Origin of the sequence: Dokdonia sp. (assembly GCF_039945015.1) — a bacterium.
GTDB lineage: Bacteria > Bacteroidota > Bacteroidia > Flavobacteriales > Flavobacteriaceae > Dokdonia.
The window spans coordinates 161,496-183,957 of sequence record NZ_JBDUXP010000019.1 but is presented as its reverse complement, the minus strand read 5'-3'; the positions used below and the strand labels follow the sequence as shown (position 1 = coordinate 183,957).

General features: G+C 33.0%; 12 protein-coding genes and 1 tRNA gene. 4 read left to right on the top strand and 9 right to left on the bottom strand.

Annotated elements, in window-relative coordinates; genetic code table 11:
- Positions 1-23: 23 nt before the first annotated feature.
- The 7 genes from ABJD27_RS15230 to ABJD27_RS15200 all read right to left on the bottom strand — a co-directional run bounded on the left by ABJD27_RS15230 (position 24) and on the right by ABJD27_RS15200 (position 16,386).
- Positions 24-305: a hypothetical protein gene (locus tag ABJD27_RS15230; RefSeq protein ID WP_348168048.1), complete on the bottom strand. Its 282-nt coding sequence runs from the start codon at positions 303-305 to the stop codon at positions 24-26.
- A 192-nt stretch (positions 306-497) separates the two neighbouring features.
- Complete coding sequence (locus ABJD27_RS15225; RefSeq protein WP_348168045.1) at positions 498-866, bottom strand: hypothetical protein; 369 nt, start codon at positions 864-866, stop codon at positions 498-500.
- An 88-nt stretch (positions 867-954) separates the two neighbouring features.
- On the bottom strand, positions 955-10,602 hold the full coding sequence (locus ABJD27_RS15220) for an amino acid adenylation domain-containing protein (RefSeq protein ID WP_348168042.1): 9,648 nt from the start codon (positions 10,600-10,602) through the stop codon (positions 955-957).
- Between the two features lie 580 nt (positions 10,603-11,182).
- Positions 11,183-11,722, bottom strand: coding sequence for a UpxY family transcription antiterminator (locus ABJD27_RS15215; RefSeq protein WP_348168039.1), 540 nt, complete (start codon positions 11,720-11,722; stop codon positions 11,183-11,185).
- A 1,229-nt stretch (positions 11,723-12,951) separates the two neighbouring features.
- Positions 12,952-13,647, bottom strand: coding sequence for an ABC transporter ATP-binding protein (locus ABJD27_RS15210; RefSeq protein WP_348168036.1), 696 nt, complete (start codon positions 13,645-13,647; stop codon positions 12,952-12,954).
- A gap of 67 nt (positions 13,648-13,714) precedes the next feature.
- Positions 13,715-14,965, bottom strand: coding sequence for an efflux RND transporter periplasmic adaptor subunit (locus ABJD27_RS15205; RefSeq protein ID WP_348168033.1), 1,251 nt, complete (start codon positions 14,963-14,965; stop codon positions 13,715-13,717).
- Positions 14,966-15,039: 74 nt separating this feature from the next.
- Complete coding sequence (locus tag ABJD27_RS15200; protein ID WP_348168030.1) at positions 15,040-16,386, bottom strand: TolC family protein; 1,347 nt, start codon at positions 16,384-16,386, stop codon at positions 15,040-15,042.
- A gap of 859 nt (positions 16,387-17,245) precedes the next feature.
- Here ABJD27_RS15200 and ABJD27_RS15195 point away from each other — a divergent pair.
- The gene (locus ABJD27_RS15195) at positions 17,246-18,610 is read left to right on the top strand and encodes a sigma-54 dependent transcriptional regulator (protein ID WP_348168027.1); all 1,365 of its coding nucleotides are present in this window, start codon (positions 17,246-17,248) and stop codon (positions 18,608-18,610) included.
- A 97-nt stretch (positions 18,611-18,707) separates the two neighbouring features.
- A complete protein-coding gene (locus ABJD27_RS15190) occupies positions 18,708-20,027 on the top strand; it encodes an ATP-binding protein (RefSeq protein WP_348168024.1) in 1,320 nt (439 codons plus the stop codon).
- A gap of 261 nt (positions 20,028-20,288) precedes the next feature.
- Here ABJD27_RS15190 and ABJD27_RS15185 read toward each other — a convergent pair.
- A tRNA-Arg gene (locus ABJD27_RS15185) sits at positions 20,289-20,362 on the bottom strand.
- 40 nt (positions 20,363-20,402) lie between these two features.
- Complete coding sequence (locus ABJD27_RS15180; protein WP_348168021.1) at positions 20,403-20,852, bottom strand: GatB/YqeY domain-containing protein; 450 nt, start codon at positions 20,850-20,852, stop codon at positions 20,403-20,405.
- Positions 20,853-21,217: 365 nt separating this feature from the next.
- Between ABJD27_RS15180 and ABJD27_RS15175 the strand changes: the two genes are divergently transcribed.
- Both ABJD27_RS15175 and gwsG read left to right on the top strand, forming a co-directional pair.
- A complete protein-coding gene (locus ABJD27_RS15175; RefSeq protein WP_348168018.1) occupies positions 21,218-21,451 on the top strand; it encodes a hypothetical protein in 234 nt (77 codons plus the stop codon).
- 57 nt (positions 21,452-21,508) lie between these two features.
- Complete coding sequence (gene gwsG / locus ABJD27_RS15170; protein WP_348168015.1) at positions 21,509-22,462, top strand: grasp-with-spasm system ATP-grasp peptide maturase; 954 nt, start codon at positions 21,509-21,511, stop codon at positions 22,460-22,462.

The following is a 22,462-nucleotide window of genomic DNA, read 5'->3' as shown; positions in this document are numbered from 1 at the left end:
ATGATTTTAAATTATGATATTACTCAAAGTTCAAAACCTTCATTAAATTCAAACCTCCACTCCATCTTAGAAAGCTCTTTTTCAACATTAATACTATAAGTTAACATCTCGTGCTGCTCAAGCTCTGACCAGATCTCTTTAAGAGAGGTTTCGTCTTTTGGCGTAAGGAAAAAGATTGCAGCTGTAAGACGTGTTAAAATATTCTCATAGGGAAGTTCCCATTCTTTGATAAGATCTTTTTGTTTTAATGAATCTAAATGGTTCTTAACCTCTAAAATCTGTGAAACGTTTTTTATTTGTACCATGTTTATATAATTTAATGCTAATTTGTTTTATTGGGGAATCTATTTAAAAGAACAGTTTGGAGGTCAGTTAGTTTAAGAATTTTAAACGAAGTGTCTCATAGTAACACCGAGAAAAGGCTCTAGTATTTTATTACTTTAGATTGAAAATGTTGATAAATCTTATTCGTTATTTTAATCCGATTATAGATTTATCTAGTAGTTATAATAGCCTGGATATTCACCTTCTTCATCTACATTGGGCTTATATTTTTCTGTCCATTCTTGCATTGACTCCTGTCTGTCTTTTTCAGAAGATTCTGGTAACAATTCATACTTCAACATTTGAATCCAAGGCCCTTGCATGAACTTTTTTAAACCCTCATCCTCAGGGGTTTCGAATAACTCTTTAACAGCATCCTTCAAATTATCAGTTTCCCCCACGTATCGACAGTTTATCGATTTATCGTCGACAATCCCAAAAACACCATATACCGCTTTTTCCGTTGGTAGTGTATCTAGATTGTCCTTCTCGTCAAGGTTAAACTGCTTATGCCAGATTTCCAATTCTTTGTTTGTTTCCATAGTTTCCATAGTAATATTTACTTAATAAGGTTAAAATTGAAGTTGTGAAAATTTATATTGAGTTTTAATAGAGGATATCTCTTATGTATTAGGTTATAATAATCTCTTTTTTAAATGTTTTCGATGAGTTGTCAGATTTCTTAACCCATTGACAAGTCTCAACATATGCTGATAAAGATTTAATTGTTGGTCTGGAAAAAAAATCTTGCAGTGTAATATCTACCGCAAATACTTTGTGAATTTCATTTAATAATTGCACAGCCTTTAATGAATGACCGCCCAATTCGAAAAAATTCAAGCAGTTTCCTACCTCTTTTAAATTCAGGGCCTTTTTCCACAAAACTGCCATCTTTATTTCTGTTTCTGTGGTCGGTATTTGTATTTTTTTGGATACATCATCTTCTTTAATTCTTATCTTTTGTATTGTTGGTCTGTCTATTTTACCATTGTGGTTATAAGGAATCTCATCTAGGGGAACAAACTTTCCTGGACACATATAATCAGGCAATTTGGTTAACAAAAAACTCTTTATTTCACTAGGTTCTATCTTGATTTTTGATGTATAAAAAGCCGCCAGATATTTATCATTTTTTTCCTCTTTTAGAATCACCACACATTTTTCAATCAAATTATGAGACATTAAATGATTTTCAATTTCTCCCACCTCAATTCTAAAACCTCGAATCTTGACTTGAAAGTCTTTTCTTCCAACATATTCGATCTCATTATTAGGAAGTCTTCTTCCCAAATCACCTGATTTATATACTCTTCCCTCATCCGATTTTAACTTCATAAAGCTCTTATTGGTCCTATTCAAATCATTGAGGTAGCCTAATGAGAGATAAGAACTTTTATAGACAATTTCACCTACCTCATAAACAGCTACTTCTTTTTCTAATTCGTTTAATAAAAGAACCTCGGTTTCATGTACGGAATGCCCTACCGATACTTTACTACTTGAAAGTGTAGTCTTCTTATCAATGAATTTTTGAAGAGTTACAGTTGACTCTGTAGGTCCCAGGCCATTTACGAAAAAACAGGTGTCAGAAAAATACTTTTTATACGCTAACACGTCAGCCATAATTGTCTCCTCGCCTCCCATTACAATGAATCTGATATGGGGTAAAATATTTTGCTCATTTTTATCGAAAGTTTCATATATGCTCCTAAAAAGACTAGGAATAGAATGATATATCGTTATTTTCGAGGAAATGAGCCAATCTTTAAGGGCTTTAATACTGCCTTTTGAACGCATGTCGAAAGGACACAGGGTACCTCCATTTAGAAGTGCTCCAAAAATATCCATGATTCCTGCATCAAAACTATAAGTGGACAAAAAGGATAGTTTATCGTTTTTATTTAACTTAAGCGCATTTGTATAAACTCTGCAAAAATGCAACGTATTCTTGTGACTCTGCATTACTCCTTTAGGGTTACCAGTAGAACCAGAAGTGTATAGTACATATGCCAAGTTATCGCATGATATCTTAACATTTGGATTTTTTATTTTTTCCTCTTCTATCGATTCAATGTTCACAAGTACCACTGAATGAGCGATATTTTTAATCAATTCTTGACAAATATCTATGTTTTGGGAATCTGTCAACAAAAAAGCGGCGCCGCTGTTTTCAATTATGAATTTTAATCTTTCCTTAGGATATTTCACATCTAAGGGGATAGAAATATAGCCCGATTTTAGTATCGCCATGGACGACAAAACCATGTTTGTCCTATCATCCAGCAAAATGGCTGCATAGACATCCTTTTGTTTTATGGCTATATCAAGTAAGTGATTGGCTATTGTATTGATTTTTTTATTTAGATTATTATAGCTAATAGATTCATCTTCATATTCTATGGCTATTCTATCTCCATATTTTGCTACTTGTAATTCAAAACGTTCTCCAATGGATTGATGAATATCATTCGAAGTAAATACTTCATACCCCTTTTGTGTCCCTAGTTCAAATTTTTGCTCTTCATTTGTCTGTATTTCAAATATGTCATAATCCCCAATATTAAGTGATTTATTTTCTGATATTTTATTTAGCAGGGTTTGAAATGCCTTAAGTAAATAATTGATAGTGCCCTTTCTAAATAGGTCTTTTTTGTAGACACAACTAACCTCTAATTGATTCCCTTGTTCCACCATGTAAAAACCAATGTCATATTTTGAATATTTAGTTTCAACATCCAATGGACTAATTTTTAATCCTTCAATAGTATTGTTTACTGTTAAATCAAAATTTAAAAAATTGAAATAAACATCAAAAAGAGGACTTCTTCCCTCAATCCTTTGAACATTTAAATCATTTACCAACTGCTCGAATTGAAAGTCTGTATTGTCGAAAGCTCCAAGTGCTGTTTGCTGTACTTCCTTTAAAAAAGTTAAAAAAGATTTTTCGCTTTTAGGAAAACTTCGCAACGCCAGAAGATTGAGATATAATCCCATTTGTTTTTCTAAATCTGCATGATTCCTTTTCTCGGATGGAATACCCACAACTATATCATCTTGATTACAAAATTTTGCAATAAGAACGTTAAATGCTGAAAATAATACATTGAATAGAGTTACATTTTCCTCTCTCGACACCTCATTCAAGCGGGAAGTAATTTCTTTTCTTATGGTTATTCCGGCTTCCTCCCCTTCTATTTGGGCAAAACCCTTCCGCGGAAAGTCTATAGGCAAATTGAGGAGTGGAGGAAACTTGTCAAATGTTTTTAGCCAATATTTCTTTTGCTTTTCAATTTTGGAACGATCCATTGTAAAGTGTTGCCAATTAGCAAACTCTTTATATTGAATTTTCAACGGATTAATTTGCGTACCATTATAAATAGCAATGAGGTCTTTTATAAAAATAGTGCTAGAGGTACCATCCGAAATGATATGATGCATATCATATAAGAGAATATATTTATTCTTTTTCTGTTTAACGACTTTGACGCGAAATAAGGGGGCTTGTTCCAAATCAAATGGTTTAATGAAAGTTTCTATTAGCTCTTTCTCAGTTGAAGTAATATCATTATTTTCAACATATTCAATTTTAAACTTTAGATTTTTCCAAACTTTTTGATAGGGTTCATTACGAAGAAAATGAAATGACGTTTTCAAGACCTCATGCCTCGTCATCATCTCATTGCAAGTATTTTCTAATTTATCAATATCTAACTCTCCCTCGATTATCATTGCTCCGGGAATATTATAAGTGACGTTATCTTTTATCATCCTATGTAACAGAAACATCCTCTTTTGAGCTCGTGATATATGGTAGTATTCTCTTTTTTCAACCTTTGTTATGCTCTTAAATACTTCTTTCTTGTTTTCTCGAACAAGAATTGACTGTTCCCTCAATGTCGGATTATCGGCGATTTCTTTAATTTTAAATGTAACGTTTAGATTCTTGTGAATTTTTGATGCTAACATTATCGTGCTGATCGAATGCCCTCCTAGTTCATAAAAACTATCATCCCAACCAATTTTTTCTACCTCAATAGTCAGGATTTCTGACCATATTTTCCTTAAAGTAAAAGCGACTTCATCCGATTCTTCCTTTTTCTGATCAGATTTACTTTGAGAAAGTTGCTTGGGGTTAGGTAAGAGATGCTTATCTATCTTACCATTAGTTGTCAGGGGAATATTTTCTATTCTGACAAAATAGGACGGTATCATGTATGATGGTAAATCGATTTTTAAGACGTCGTTAAAATATTTTGTGTCAAGTAATTTACTGGCCGTGTAATATGCAGCAATATATATTTCTCCGTTTTCGTTCTCTCTAGCAACAGCGACAGCCTCTTCGACGAATTCAATCTTATTTATATAATTCTCTACATGCTTTAATTCAACTCGATTTCCTCTTATTTTGACTTGATCATCATTTCTTCCCAAATACTCAACTTCTCCAGAATCTAGATATCTTGCCATATCCCCGGTCTTATAGAATAATTTATTCCCTAGAGAAGGAAAATACTGGAACCTTTCGGAGGAAAAAAGGGTATTAGTATAACCTTGTGCAAGTTGTACACCTGAGATATAAAGCTCACCCGCTATACCAAGAGGTTGAATTTGATTATTTTCATTAAGCACAAGTACCGAAGTGTTATTGATAGGGTGCCCAATTGTTATTTTTAAATCTTCGTTGTGCAATTCTTTCACCATACATCCAACTGTTGCTTCCGTAGGTCCGTACTCATTATAAATACGTATTTTTTCATTTAACCCCTTTAATGTTCTAATATGCTCTTTTTTAACTCTTTCTCCCCCAAGAATGACTCCTTTGATGTTGTTTCCATCAACGTTGAGATGTTTTAGAATGCTTACATGTGAGGGAGTTAATTTTACAAAATTCACACTTGAATTACTGCTAAAAATTTGGGTAAGCACTTGATTTATTTCCAATCGCTGCTGAAATATGTGCAATGAGTCAAATCTAATAAGGGTTGTAAAAATGGAAGTTAAAGTGAAGTCAAATGAAATTGGAGAGAAAAGAGCCATGCTACTTCCCTGACAATTGTTAAAGTAGTATTCATTGGCCCAAAGAACATAATTTAGCAGACTGATATGACGAATTTTCACTCCTTTAGGTTTGCCAGTTGATCCAGAGGTATATATAATATAGGCCAAATCTGTATCTCTTGAAGATGGCAGTTTTATCTTTTCATGCAATTTAACGTTTGGTACTTCATCTATAACTAATGTTTTGGTGTCTATAAATTTATATTTAGCCTTAAGGTCTTTATTGGTTATTAAAAGACTCACATCGGCATCCTTTAAAATATACTCAATAGTGTTATTAGGTGTTTCCACATCGATAGGGACGAAGATCATGTTTGTTTTCAAAACGGCAAGTAAGGATGATATCATCAAATCAGATCGATTCATTAATATGGCTATCCTCTCTTGACCTTTCAACCCATACTTTCCGAGTAGCAGAGAAGCGATAGCATCAATACTTTTATTTAATTCTTTATACGTTATACTTTTGTGCTCAAAATCAATAGCAATATTTTCCAATTTATCATGTACTTGTTGATCAAATAATTCCATGATAGTTTTATTGGGCAAAATCACCTGACGTCCAGTTAATGCAACTTCTATTTTTTTCTCTTCAGTCCTATCTAAAATGTTAAATTCATTGATAATAGCCTCTGGTTTTGAGACAACACTGGATAACAACCTAAGAAAACCTTTTTTTAACCTTAGAATAGTAGATTTTTTAAAGAGCTTATCACGGTACTCAAAATTAAATTTAAAAAGACCGTTGATTTCCTCCACATACAAACCAAGATCGAATTTAGCAATGTTGGTATCTAAATTCACATTCTCCCAAATTGAACTTTCACTTGTTCCATTATCAAAATCTTCTTTCTGATACACGCAGATAACATCAAATAATGGATTCCTTCCATTGGTTCTGTTAATCTTTAATTTTTCTACTAAGCTTTCATACTGGTAATCTTGATTTACTGTGGCCTTTGTCAAGTTATGATGAACGTCAAGCCATAAATCATGGAAAGCTTTGCTCTGATCAATAGTTGTTTTTATTGGAAGTGTATTCACAAACAGGCCAATCATATCTTCTTTATCAACATGATTTCGACCCGAGCTAACGGTGCCAATAACAATTTCTGATTGATTTGTTATCTTAGAAAGAAAGAGAGAAAAAATTGAAAATATGAAGGTGAAGCTTGTAGTTCCTTGGTCCCGTGCCAATTTCACTAATTTGTCACATAAGACATTATCAAGTTCAAAATCAACACTATTGCCACTAAAATTGGATGATTCAACTCTTTCAAAATCATAAGGTAAGTCTATTACTGGAATTCTCTCGGCAAATTGATTAAGCCAGAAGTTTTCTTGATCATTAATCAATTTCTTTTGAGACGACTGGTCTACCCAAACAACATAGTCTTTATATTGAAGTCGCATCGGGTTTAGGGGTTTTTCTTGAAGTAAATCATTGACTTCCCCTATCAAGTTTTGAATAGAAATACCATCAGAAATAATGTGGTGCATATCAACCAAAAGATAATAACTGTTTTCGCCTTGCTTCAGTAATTTTGCTCTAAAGAGTGGGGCTTTAGATAATTCAAAAGGCACAATCATGCTGTTCGCAAATTCAACAGGAGATAAACTCTCATCAAAGAGCACCTCCATTTCAAAAGTCGTTTCCTTTGTGATTTTTTGTACGGGTTGCGAATCGTGCAATTCAAAAATAGTTCTAAGACTATCGTGCCTTTTAATCAACGTTCTAAACGAATTCTCAAGTTTTTCAATCTCCTGTGGATTGTTGATTTTTAATAAAAATGGTATATTATATGCAACAGAATCTGGGTTTACAGAATGTAATGCAAATATTCTTCGTTGTGGTGAAGAGAGGGGATAATATTCTTTTTTTTCTGCTACTTGTATGCTACTGAATCTAGAAAGTCCCTTTCTTTTATCTACCAGTTCTGCCAACTGCCCAATGGTTGGCTTCATAAAAAACTCGAGTAATGAAATGTTACTTTTGTATACTTCCTCAATTTTCACCAAAATGCCTGTGGCATTCAATGAATGACCGCCCAATTCAAAAAACGTAACGTCTTGATGAATATGCTTTTTTTCAACACCTAGTGTTTCTGACCATATCGTTTGTAATTCTAGTTGAGTTTCTGTTTGTGGGTAGTTAACATCAGTTTTAGTCTCTAAGGTAGGGGTTGGTAATTTTTTTCGATTGATTTTTCCCGTTTCAGTAATTGGTAGCTCATCTAAGTGCATATAAAATGTAGGTAACATGTGCTCAGGCAAGCTCTGGGAAGCAAATCTCTTTAAGTCTTTTGTTTCTATTTTAAGATCTGATATATAATAGGCGCACAAGACTACACTACCTTTAAAATCTTTAACATCGACTACAACATCTTTGATCTGATCAAATTGACCCAGGCAATTTTCGATTTCTCCTAGTTCAATTCTGTTTCCCCGAATTTTGATCTGGAAATCTGACCTTCCTAAAAATTCGATTTCTCCTTCATTATTCCATTTGACAATATCCCCCGTTTTGTAGAGTCTTTTATCCAAATTTTTATGATAATAAAATTTACTTTCCGTCAGTTCTTTTTTATTAACATAACCAACGGCCAAATTCTCACCAGCAATATTTAGTTCACCCCAGACATCTACAGGCTGAAGTAGTCCAGACTTGTTTAAAACAAAGACTTGTGTATTATGAATAGGCCTGCCAATAGGTATTTTTTGATACGTTTCTTTATGATAGCATTCAAAATAAGTCACATCTATAGTGGCTTCGGTAGGTCCATAGAGATTTATTAGTCGTGTATTATTATTTTTAAGCAATAACTTATTGAACTTATTTACATCTCGAGCAAAAAGTGCCTCACCACTAGAGAATATTTGTTTGATAGACTGTAAAGCGGTGATATTACTCTGATTAATCTGATCCAAAAAACTTCTTAACATAGATGGAACAAAGTGTAATGTTGTCACTTTGTCTCTTTGAATTTTTTCAATAATCTGAATTGGGTCTTTTTCTTCTCCGGGAGATAGAATCGTCAAAGAAGCCCCTGTAGTAGACCACCAAAACAATTCCCATACTGAAACATCAAAAATAATTGGTGTTTTTTGTAGGATTAAGTCCTTTTCTTTAATCGGAAATTTGTATTGCATCCAATTTAGTCTGTTCATTAATGCCTTATGAGAAACTAACACTCCTTTTGGCATTCCAGTAGAACCAGATGTATATATGGTATAAGCATAGCTATCTGGAGTAGGAATTGCCGGTATAATTACAGTATTCTGAATTGTTAAATCAATTTCATTAATGTTTAAGGTTTGAATGGTATACATTCCCATTGGCGTGTTTGTCAAAACCATGACCGCATCGCTATCTTCCAACATATAATTAATCCTCTTAAGTGGTAATGTGGGAAGAATTGGTAGATATGCAGCGCCTGCTTTCATCACAGAAAAAATACTTAATAGAAAATCCAAACTCCTATCCATACAAACAGCAATAATCTCATTTTTTTGTACATTTCTACGAATTAGTTCTTGAGCGAGAATATTTGTCTTGTTGTTAAATTCACCATATGTAATTTGGTTATCGCCATCCTTGATGGCCAAACTATTTGGATTTATAGCAGCGTTTGACAAAAATAAATCAAGCACTGTACGGCTTCTATCAAATTCAAAATCGGTATTATTATAACTAGCTAACAGATTCTTTTCCTCTTTTAAAATGATGTCTATTTCACCAATCTTGATACTACTGGAATGAGCAACTGCAGAAAGTATTTTTCTAAAATAACGTGCATATTTCTGGATCTTTTCCTCTTTGAACAAGTCCACACAATATTCAAAAGTCAGTGAAAAAACACCGTCAGTTTCCTCTACAAAAAGGCTTAGATCAAACTTCGATGTTAGAATACCATGATTATAAGGTTCTAGACCCAGTACATTAGAATCGGAAGATTTACCCTTCACCACATCCAAGGAAAACAAGGTGTCAAATAATGGGTTTCGGGAGATATCTCTCACCGGTTTTACTTTATTTACAAGCTCTTGATATGGGTAGTCTCGATTATCAAGGGCAGTTAGAACTTTTGCTTTGACTTGTTTCAAGAATTCAATGAAGGTAAGCTCATGTGAAGTTTGTAATTTTATAAGCAGTGTATTGATAAACACTCCTACCATATCATGGACCTGGGCTGAATTACGGCCATAAGAGGGAGTCCCGATAATAAGTTGGTCTTGACAACTTAGCTTCGATAGTAGAATTCCATAAGCTGTTAAGAATAGCATAAAGGAAGTTACTTGATTTTCTTTTTGAAGATCAATAAGCTCATCAGCCAAATTACCTTCAATAACATCCTCTACTTTACCACCTCGGTATGACTTGACTTCTGGCCTAGAAAAATCAACTGGAAGATCTAATACCGGTATTTCACCAATAAATTCCTCTTTCCAGTACGCTTCTTGCTTGATATATGAAACTTTCTTTAGTTGCTTGTTGTTCCAATGAGCAAAATCTTTGTAAGCTAATTTAGGGACAACCATTTGATCGGCATCGGTATAAAACTTTATAAAATCGCGTACCAAAATTTCATGAGAAATACCATCAGATACGATATGGTGCATATCTACCATTAAAAACTTTTCTGGACCATGAGCTAATCCTATTCTCAACAAAAGAGATTCTTCTAAATAAAAAGGTCGAATAAACTTAGATACTATTTCATCAACCTTATTTTTGTAATCATATTCCTCAATAGCGAAATTTTGATGCTCATTTACTTGTTGAACTGGCTCTCCATTTAAAAGTCTAAAATTTGTTCTCAAAAGTTCATGTTTGGCAAGTAAGGCGTTGGCCGCAATTGTCAATTTTTTAATATCTAATTGGTGCTTTGTGCGATAAATAGCCGGCATGTTATAAGCCAAAGACGTGGTATCAAATCGATATAGTAAAAAAAGCCTTTTTTGTGCTGATGATAACTCATAATATTCTTTTTCCTCTGTCTTTCTTATAAACTTCGTTCGCTGTACTGATCCTGCGATAGATAATTGGGAAATTATATTTTCCTTATGCTTTTTTAGGTAGTTCAGGAGTTCAGGAGTCAGATTAGAATTATCATCTAAAATTTCCAAATTATCTCCCTTAATCCGGAGTTTAATACCAAGTTTGGCCAATTCAGTGAATATGTCTAGGGATTTAGGCAAATTTTCTTGTTTAAAGCTCATGTTAGTATGTCAATTTTGTTAAATAGATAATTTTATCCTTGTTATCTTGAAAAGATCTGATGTAGAATTAATAATGTAAACCCTTTCTAGGTCGTGTCTGAACTGTACCCTAAATTAAGGAGTTCTATTAAGTGAAGAATCTATGGAAATGTTCAAAATGATAATTAGTTATACATTAAGTCCAAGATTTAATTTAAAATTCATAAAACTGCTCACGAGCATTCAAAAGTTCTTTAAATCACGAATACTCATTTTCTATGTAATTGAAAATGTGCTTTTTATGCTTTCGCGAAAGCGTAAAATAAAGAAAACACTTTTTAAGTAATTTTGTGTTTGTTTCTATAATTATAAAAGGAAATATCCTATTTTCAAAACACTATATGAAGCATAGCTGTTTTAACTTAAAAGTTTAGGATAGCTGTGAAAACTGTTCTTTGAAGAATGCTCAAAAGATGTTTCGGTAAATTTATAGGATGATCAATTAAAGTTTTTGGTCCTATTACTCTTTTTTTGAGAAGTTTTTTTAATAAATATTCGAAATTGTAAAATTTACGAATGATTTATAACCTATCAAACTCTATTAATCTATTGGATCAATAAAATTTAATGGTATGGTAGCAATAATATTTTGTTTTAAAGAATCAATTCTTACCACAAGTCTATTTTTATTATTTATCTTGAATATTTCGCATTTCAACCCTTTTAATGGACCATAATTTATCCTTACCTTATCTCCTACTTGAGATTCTATGGGTGCTACATGTATTTCTGATAAACTTTCCAAACTTAAAATTTGTTTTATTTTGAGAATCTCCTCATCTGTGACGACGGCATAATCTTTACCGAAACGAAGACACATAAAAACACTCCTTATTCTCAAGGCATTGTACAAGTCCTTCTTTGATTTAAGTTTCAAAAACACATAAGAAGGAAATAACGGTAGTTGTACTCTTTTTTTTCGATCTCTCCATTGGTTTATTTTACTTACTAAAGGTAGGAATGAATCCAATTCGGATTCTCTCAATAAAGTATTCACTTTCTTTTCATGTTGATGTTTGACATATAGGACATGCCAACCTGAATAGTTGTTAATCATTATTCTTAAATTTGGATTAGACATAGCTACGCACTTTTTAACAGTAAAAGATTGACTAAATAACTTGAATTATTTTGTGAAATTTTGACTATGGAGAAGGGACTAAAGAGCCAAAAGTATTTGTTCAGGAAGAACAAACCATTTCAAATTAGCGTTGCATTTAAAAAATATTTTTTTTAATAAAAAAAGAAGGAAACTTGTCTTTGTAGAAAGAAGATATGGCTACGCCATTCTGAGTTACGTCAGTTTTTTTTTCAAGACTTTAAATATGTAAAAGACACAAATATAAGACATTACATCATAATTGAGAAGAAAAAATTATTAAATATTTGCAAATCAAGAAATTTAACAAAGACTAATTGCTTTCGCATAAATATTCTGCTTGACATTTTTAATAATCGTTTTTTCACCAAGGTTTCTTGTTAATTTCATTTTGATATACTCTGCTTTTTTTGAAACTATATATTTGTACTTTTCAGATGGCTCTACTGTTTTTTGATTCCACTATCACTACTCCCAATTGTTTTGACAACTTTCACCTCGTTTAAGCTTCCCTCCATTATATTTCTTTTCTTACGTAATTCGTTCTCTATTGATTTATTGGGTGATTATTTCAAAAAATCTTCGTCTAGTTCTATTTAATTGTGGGAGTTTATAAGTATCTCCTCTATAGTCCTAAACTGATTGCCAAAAGATGATCAAAAGAACCCAAACATTGTGTTAATCATGAAACCATTTACAAATGGGTATGGAATGTTAAATATAGCAATCATAGAAAGTACATTGACTATAAAAACCTTCACAAGCATCTGCCCATAAAGGAAAGAGATAATAATCAAAATACTATTATGAAACGGAACTCCATAGAACAGGAATCGTTGATCAACGAAAAAGAATAGGTGATGTGGAAATAGACCGTATGATAGGAAACTACCATAAATCAGCCCTATTGGTCATGGACAGATAGAGCAATACTTATAACAATGATAGAGAAGCTTAACATTAGAAATGCGGATAAAGTATATGACAAGATGAATGATAAGCTCACAAATTTCAACTCATCTTGGATTAAAATTATAACCTTTGATAATGGAAAAGAATTATTAGCCCATAATTACTCAATAGGTATTTTACTTTGACCTATTTCTTCATCACTATTAAATCCTCGACGAATTAATAGTGATGGATATGAATAGCCCGTTATGGGTCATATTACGAAGTGCTGTTTTTAAACAGGAGATAAATAAACTTTTTTATACTATGGAACCCATAGCTCTATTTTGACTTTCTGTTACGATCTTACCATCAAACAAATTGATAACACGATGTGCATAATGAGAATCACGATCAGAGTGCGTCACCATTACAATTGTCGTTTCTTCTTGGTTAAGCTCTGTAAGTAAGTTCATAACCTCAATACCGTTTTTGGAATCCAGGTTACCGGTAGGTTCATCTGCCAAAATTAATTTCGGATTAGTCACTACCGCCCGAGAAATAGCAACACGTTGTTGTTGACCACCAGACAGTTGTTGTGGAAAATGTTTTTCGCGATGTGCAATTTTCATTCGTTCTAAAACCGTCATTACTTTTTCTCTGCGCTCACTCTTTCCCATCTTTAAGTAGATGAGTGGTAGTTCAACATTTTCATAAACGGTCAGCTCGTCTATAAGATTAAAGCTCTGAAAGACAAAGCCAAGATTACCTTTTCGCAATTGAGTCCGTAGACTTTCTTTTAGTCCGCCAACCTCGTTACCTGCAAAATTGTAACTTCCTTCGGTCGGGTTGTCTAACATGCCTATAATGTTCAAAAGCGTGGATTTACCACAACCAGAAGGTCCCATGATTGCGACAAATTCTCCTTCCTCTATTTTCATGTTAACATTGTTCAATGCCAAGGTTTCTACTTCCTCAGTTTTAAAGCTCTTTTTTAAATTTTGAATTGTTATCATTTTTGGTTGATTTTAAATATTTGTATAATGACATCTCGACTCAACTTGATGTGACAGTTTTTATTCTTTATTTTAATAAGATTCTTTCTGCTTCACCAAATGAATCGTAATTACTTGTGATTACTTTTTCTCCAGCATCCAATCCTTCAAGAACTTCATAATATCTTGAATTCTGTTTTCCTACACGGATAGGACGTCTAATAGCTTCATTACCATCTGGTCCTAGAACAAAAATCCACTGACCGCCTGTACTTTGAAAGAAACTTCCTTTTGGAAGTAATAATGCTTTCGAAGATTCTCCTAATTGCAATTTGATGTTATAGCTCTGTCCTGCACGAATAGTTTCAGGTTTTGTGTCTGCAAAAACTAGGTCTACTCTAAACCTACCATTTCGAACTTCAGGATATACTTTTCGCAATCGCAGCTGGTATTCAACGCCATTTCGTTCCAACACCGCAACCAAATCTCGTTTTACACGATCAATATAATGTTCATCGATATTGGCTTCAATTTTAAAATCAGTAAGTACATTAATTTGTCCAATTCTTTGACCTTGAGTAATATTTTGTCCGATTTCTGCATCTAAAAATCCCAATTGTCCATCTGATGGAGCACGAACATTCAGGTGGTCTAAACGTTGATAGACCATTCCTAAAGTTTTTTGCATTCGACTTAAATCGGTATCAAGACCAGCCAAAGATGTTTTTCGTAACTTATCATCTTGCTCGGTTTGCAAAGTTATAATTTCATATTGTTTTTGCGAGAGTTCGTAATTTTCTTTTGATAATTGATATACTTCTTTAGAGATTAATTCTTCATCATAAAGGGCTTTATTTTGTTCAAAATTTCGTTTTAACCTCTGTAAATCGGTACTTGAGGTAGCCAATGATTTTCGACCCTCTACCTGACGTGAATCAAAACTCAATCTAGTTGAACGTAAATCGTTCTGTTTAAGTGCCAAATTACTTTCACTATTCAGAATCTGCTCATACAGATTAATATTTTCAAGCTTGAGAATAATATCTCCTTTTTTTACGGTAGCACCTTCTTCTATTAATTTATCCGTCACACGACCTCCTTCATATGCATCCATATAAATCGTAGAAATAGGTGCTACATTACCATTTATTGTGATGTAGTCATCAAATTTCCCTTGAGTTACCTCTGCAATTGAAAGTTTATCTTTTTCAGTTCTGAATGTAGAAGCTGAGTTTTTAAAAATCAATAGGTATCCTATAAAGAGTATAAGCAATCCTAAAGCTATATAACCGTAATGTTTCAAGCGTAATCCTTTTTTCTTTTCAAGTTGTATATCCATCTTTATACTATTATTTTATTTTCTTAATCCTATCCTTTTCAAACAAAATTAAGAATGAATTTTTTTTATTCTATCTAGTTAATATTAAAAACATGTAGGCCTTTATAAAAATCTAAAGTGCCTTTATTTACTTCTGATCGTAAACGAACTTGTAGGTCCCCATTCTGCGCATTTGCAAATAGATTTTTAGCAGTAAAAAGCTCAATCGCATTAATGAGTCCTTTTTCATAGCGTTTTTGGGCAATGGTAAAAGCCAAACGCTGTGCTTCAACAGCCTGAGCACTTTGTTCGAGCTCTACCAAAAGAGAGTTATAATCTTGTACTAATTGTTGTATTTCTTGAAAAAGTACTTGTTCTTGTACTTTTATGTTATTCTCTTCTCGCATATGATTAATTTTTGCCTGTTTTATGCTCGATCTCGTAGACCAACCATTACTTATGGGTATGCTAAGACTCACCCCTATAAACTGTGAAGTGTTATCTCTAAACTGTTCGCTAAAAGGCAACGTACTACCCAAAGAATCAATAGTTGTCTCAAAATAACCAGTACTAACAGCTGCAAATGCAGTTAATGAAGGATATAATCCTCCGCGAGCGACTGCAATTTGTTTTTTGGCAGCTTTCGCTCTTAGTTCTTGTGCTTTCATAATTGGCAAAAAATTCCTTGCTTTTGAATACACAGAATCCGAATGAATACCATCTTGGTCTATTGTTTCTGACTTTTTCAAGATTACAGATTGAATCTCTATATCTGAGAAGTTTTCAAGATTCATTTCTTGAATTAATAATAACTTTGCAGCCCTGAGGCCATTTTCACTTTGTGTAACATTTAATTTGTCAACTAACAATAACGATTCGGCCTCGTAAAGATCTGCACCAGCCATCAAGCCTAGCTCGATTTGCTTTTGCACCAAATCATAATTTGATTTCGAGACAGTCAATTGTTCTTTTGAAATGGACACTGATCCTTCGAAAAATTGAACGTTATTAAACGCCTGCATAACTCGAAATGCTAACAGGTATTTTTGTTGCAAAGTTTCTTGCTCAGTCGCTTTATATAAAAGTTTAGAAGCTTTTATCGAGTTGATTTTTTGAAACCCTTGAAAAATATCAATGGATGACTGTAAAGAATATGGGTTCTGAAAAAAATCTGTAGTAACTACATCGTTTGTAAAAGGATCTGTACTTCTTCCAAAATTAATCGTGTATGATGATTCACCACTGATAATTGGCAATAAACTGCGTATCGATTGTCTATATGTTTCTTTGCCAGCTTGTTCCGTGTATTTAAAATCATTCAGCTGTAAATTATGGGCTAAGGCATAGGCCACGCATTCGTCCAAAGTCCATTTTTCCTGTGCACTGCCAGTTACAGTAACAAGAAAGTAAAGCAAAACAACTATTTTAATTTTTATGTTCATATTCATATTGATATTGCAATGGGTATACTATAGATGTGCCAAGAATCTAATTATACTGAAAATCAACGTTTTACATATATTATTTTTTATCAATTTGGAAAATACTGTAAAATAATTTTACAGATATTGTCTAATTTTTGGACATTTTTATAAAAGTATACATTTCAATAGTTCACTAACATTTTAAGCCGTTTTCCCTCATAATACAATAACTTCTTTATTTTTAGCTAAATCCGATTTAAGGGTGAACACTTTAAAAATTCTATTGAGTAGTATCTGGTTGAGGTATATTGTTTTAATATCTATCACTAGCATCCGAAAGCTCTCTAAATTACCAATGCTGCATTTCTTATACATTTAAAGTCATGAGTTTTACGCTTTCGCGAAAGCGTATACTAAAGAAAACCTCTTTTTAGATAATTTTATGTTTGCTTCTAAAATTACAAAACGCAATATACTGTTTTTCAATGTATTATAATCTTTATTTTTGAAACATAACGGTCTTAGCTCAAAAATTTTGGATAGTTATTAATATATAACATAGAGAAAGTCTGTCTTTGATACTAAGAAATAATCCTAAGGTTTCAAGTATAAAATCATATTTCTATTTTTTAACCCCTTCCATTTTGTTAAGTATTCTTTTTGTGTGATCTTTATAACTGGATTTCTCTTTGAAGATCACATTTAATAATTATCTTAAAATTATTATTAACATACTTAAAATCAATAATTTAATTTATTTTTAATTATTGATTTTTTATATCTATTTTGTTGATTTCTAATTGCTTAAATCAAAACTTAACGGACTATTGCATTTCAAATTGTAGTTTTAACCGTCTTATTAATAGAAATACTGATTATGTTTGATGCAAAAATCTTAGTGATAGATGATAATAAAAGTGTATTAAGTGCGCTCGAAATACTCTTGCAATTTGAGTATAGTAGTGTAAATACATTTTCAAATCCAAATCAAATTTCTTCTTACTCAGAACTAAAAGAATGCGATATCGTTTTATTGGATATGAATTTTTCTGCTGGGGTCAATACTGGAAATGAAGGTCTTTTTTGGCTCCGCGAGATTTGTAAAAAAGCACCCCAAACTTCTGTAATTATGATGACTGCATATGGTGCGGTTGATCTTGCAGTTAAAGCTCTAAAAGAAGGAGCTACCGATTTTGTTTTGAAGCCATGGAATAACGATAAGCTATTAGCTACAGTAAAGTCGGCCTATGAATTGCGTAAATCTCGTAAGGAAATAAATAAGCTTAAACAGAAAGAAGATCATCTAAAGCAAGTCATCAATCAAAACAAAAACTATATAATTGGTAATTCGAAGGCATTAACTTCGGTGTTAAATTTAGTAGATAAAGTTGCAAAAACTAATGTAAACGTTCTGGTCACTGGCGAAAATGGAACTGGTAAAGAATTGATAGCAAGAGAACTTCATGAAAAATCTAACTTGAGGAATGAAGTTTTTATTTCTGTGGATATGGGTTCGATTTCTGAATCCTTATTTGAGAGTGAACTTTTCGGACACACTAAAGGGTCATTTACTGATGCAAAAGAAGACCGGGCGGGTAAATTTGAAGCTGCCAATGGAGGGACCCTTTTTCTGGATGAAATAGGAAATCTCTCTTTGCAAACACAAGGAAAATTATTATCTGCAATTCAAAATAAGGTTATAGTTCGTGTAGGTTCGAACAAGCCCATTCCTGTAGATATTCGTCTAATATTTGCAACCAATTGTAATTTGGACCAAATGGTTATTGATGGACTTTTTAGAGAAGACCTTCTATATCGGATCAATACAATTCGAGTAGAAGTACCTCCATTAAGAGAACGGGAAAAAGATATATTGGTCTTAGCTGATTTTTACTTAAAAAAATTCGCTTCTAAATATGGCAAACTAGGGTTGCAAATAAATCAGACTGCTCAAGAAACACTGATGAGTTATCCATGGCCTGGTAACGTAAGAGAGCTTTTACATACCATGGAACGAGCTGTGATTCTTTCAGAAGGGAATGTTCTCAAGCCAGCTGACTTTCTTTTGGAAGTTAGGAATGCTACCCAAACTGAAAACGGACCAAATACTTTGGTAGAAATGGAACTTTTAATGATCAACAGTGCGCTGGTTCAAAACGACGGAAACTACAGTGCAGCAGCCGAACAATTAGGAATATCAAGACAAACACTTTACAATAAACTGAAGAAAACAGGTAAATGACAGTTGGTGGTTGGAAAAATTAATATTCCTAGAGCCTTAACTTGTGGCCTTTGAATTTGAACTCTGAAAAATGGTAAATAGGAACTTTTATTTACAAATGGTACTTCGTACTATATTTATAACTTTATCTGCAATTGCTGCGGTATATTTCTTTTTTGAAAAGCAGTATATAGCAATGGGCATCGCTGTTATACTACTTGTCCCTCAAATCTCTTCATTAATATACTTTATAAATCAGACTAATAGGAAGGTTGTCTATTTCTTTGATGCCATAAAAAATGAGGATTTTACACTGCGCTTTCCTGAAAAACTAAGTGTTAATTCGTTGGAAGAGCCAAATCATAGCTTGAATATGCTCAACTCGATGATTCAGGATATTTATGTAAAGAAACAAGCGCAAGAACAATATTATCAGGAAATTCTTAGACAAGCTGACATTGGAATTTTTACCATAAATCAGAAAGGGCATATTTTATACGCCAACCCTACTGTACAGAATCTTTTGAACTATCGCCCTTTGAATCACGTGAAGCAACTCAACTTGGTCGATCATGACCTTTATGACCTTTTTAAAGATTTAAAACCTTTTGAAAACACCATTTTCAAATTAGGAAATGAGAGAGGTAAACGAGAGTTAAGTTTAAAGTGTATGCCTATTACGATAGAAAATCAATCGTTGTTACTGGTTGTTATTCATGATATTCACAATGAACTTGATAAAAAAGAAACTGATTCTTGGGTAAAATTGATTCGCGTACTCACTCATGAAATCATGAATACAATTACGCCTATAACATCGATTTCAGAATCAATTCTAAAATATTTCCAAGTAACAGGTGACGAACCAACTGTTGAATTTAATAAAAATCATATAAATAATACAGTCAAGGGCTTGGAGGTTATTAAGGAGCAAGGTGTTAATTTAATGGAGTTTGTTCAGTCATATAGAAGTTTTCTAAGTCTTCCAATACCCGATAAGGGTATAGTCTCTGTACAAAAACTTTTAGATAAGGTCATTGTGTTAATGAATCAAGAAAATCAAAGAGATGACATTAAACTCGAACAAGTTGTCACACCAGTAGATCTTGAATTGTTCATCGACGAGAAACAAATTTCGCAAATTTTGATAAACCTTGTCAAAAACGCAATTCAATCATTGAACGGTCAGGAAGATAGTACTATAAGGCTTATTGCAGGCATAACCAATTTCGACAAAAAGTATATTCAAATTAGCGATAATGGTCCAGGAATTCCATCAGACATTATGGAAGAGATTTTCGTTCCTTTTTTTACGACAAAAGATACTGGAACTGGTATTGGCTTAAGTCTATCAAAGCAAATAATGCACTTACACGGAGGTTCATTAAAAGTTCACTCTATTGCGTTTGAAGATACTTCGTTTGTTTTGTTGTTTTAAGATTATCCATTATAGGTTGCAAAAAACAGGCATCGTATACCACTCATAACGGGTCTTGTTGCATAGATGCTGTAATTTTAATATTGAAGAGTTACAAAAGAAAGCGGAGAATTGTTATCTAATATACAATTATCCGAAGTTGTAATCTCAAAGGGATTACCTTCGGTGATTCCTCAAAGCGCCGCTTTGATAAAAGAAAACCACTAAAAAAATAATTCCAAGCGAGCTTGATTATTTTTTTAGTGGCTTTCTTTTCATTCGTGACCTCGAAGGGATTCGAACCCCCAACCCTCAGAGCCGAAATCTGATATTCTATCCAGTTGAACTACGAGGCCATTATATACTCTTTGCCTAGACCAAGAGTATACTATACTATTATGCTAACTTACTTTTTACAATTTTTGCAACAGTACCGCCATCTGCTTTTCCAGCTACTTTTCCGTTTACTTGGCCCATCACTTTCCCCATATCTTTCATACCTTCTGCTCCTGTCGCTGCAATAACTGCATCTACAATTGTAGCAATTGCATCTTCACTCATTTGCTCTGGAAGGAATTGTGCAATCACTTCTACTTGAGCCAACTCAGGTTCTGCAAGGTCTGTACGATTTTGTTCTATAAAAATCGCAGCGCTATCTTTACGTTGTTTTACTAGCTTTTGAAGTAATTTAAGTTCTTGTTCTTCTGTTAATTCTTCTTTGGCACCGCTTTCTGTCTGTGCTAGTAATATTGCCGATTTTACAGCTCGTAAAGAGGTTAAGGCATTTTGATCTTTTGCCTTCATCGCTTCTTTTAGCGCAGTCATTATTGCTGTTTCTAAACTCATGATGTTTTTGATTTTGTGCTTCCCGACCGACTGGCAAGAAAGCTCATTCATCTTCTATCCTAATTATTAGGAGTGCGAAGATAAAAAAGAAACCTGAAAGCGATCGTAAAACTTAACATTTTCAGATATAAAATTAGCCCCTCTTGATTCTTTATTGAATGAGGCTTTATACGCTTTCGCGAAAGCGTAATTACATTATACACAGCAATATGGGTAATGAAAATTCAAAACGGATACTATACATTGGTTAGATGCATCAAACCGATATACTGATACAAGACGTCATATCAGTGTATGACTATACTAACAGGCGATCGCTGAAAAGCCTTTAATAGAGTAGGCAATCACTTTTAAAATCAAGAATTATGAGAAAACTTGAAAGTTTAGAAAACAGCAAATTCAAGTCTAAGGAGCTTAAAAATCCTGGACATTTTGTAGGAGCAACTAGTAATGCTGATGGATCTACATCTGCATACACTACGTACAGATCTGCTCAAACTAACTGTCCTCCACATCCGCCTATGACGGATTCATGGACAGATACAAGGTATGATTATGACCAAGTACCACATGAAGAGTATGAAGTAGTTGGAATGTAATACCCATTTCGGGAAGGAGTAATATAGTATTACTCCTTTCTTTTTAAAACATTAATTATGATCTTAATTAAATCAAACGCACAGGATTACTCTACTACACAAGTTATAAAATGGTTACTCCATTTAGAAAAGCCGTATTTGCGTATCAATGACACGACTCCAATAGACAATATTACAACTGATGAAGATGATATTTCTATCACCGCAGATGCTATTACTTTTAATACAAAGGATATACAAAGTTATTGGTATAGACGTGGTGCTTGGGCTTCTACACAACGAGGAGTTTTAGGTAATATAAAGCAACGCTGGTTATATCATTATCTTAAATATTTTACCAAAGAGGCAGAAAAAGACATTGTAGAGCTTATAGAAAGTCAATTACAGGGTAATGCTCTAAATACTTTTTTGAATTCTTCAAACATAAATAAAGTAAAGGTCCTTAAGAGTTGTAGAGCATTAGATATTGCGGTGCCAGAAACGACTTTAACAAACACAAGGGAAGGGGTTTCTAAGTTTATACAGATCCATGGAGATGTGATCACAAAAGCTGTAAATAATATAGAACCCAATATAAAAGGAGAATGCTTTATTGATGTCACTACAAAACTAATTACACAAGACAATGTTGGACAATTGCCTGAAAAATTTCATATCAGTATTTTTCAAAAACTCATCAAAAAGCAATTTGAAATACGCACATTCTTCTTAGTTGATAGGTTTTATTCTATGGCTATCTTTTCTCAAAGTGATGATCAGACAAAAGTAGATTTTAGAAACTATAATTTTCAAAAACCAAATCGTGTAGTTCCGTATAACCTTCCTATGAACATTGAGAGTAAATTAAGAAAACTCCTAGCAGAATACACATTAAAAAGTGCATCATTAGATCTTATTTATTCTGAGGAAGGAGCGTATATTTTTTTAGAAATTAATCCTATAGGACAGTATGATATGGTCTCTGTGCCTTGTAACTATTATTTGGATCTCGAAATAGCAAAACACTTATAA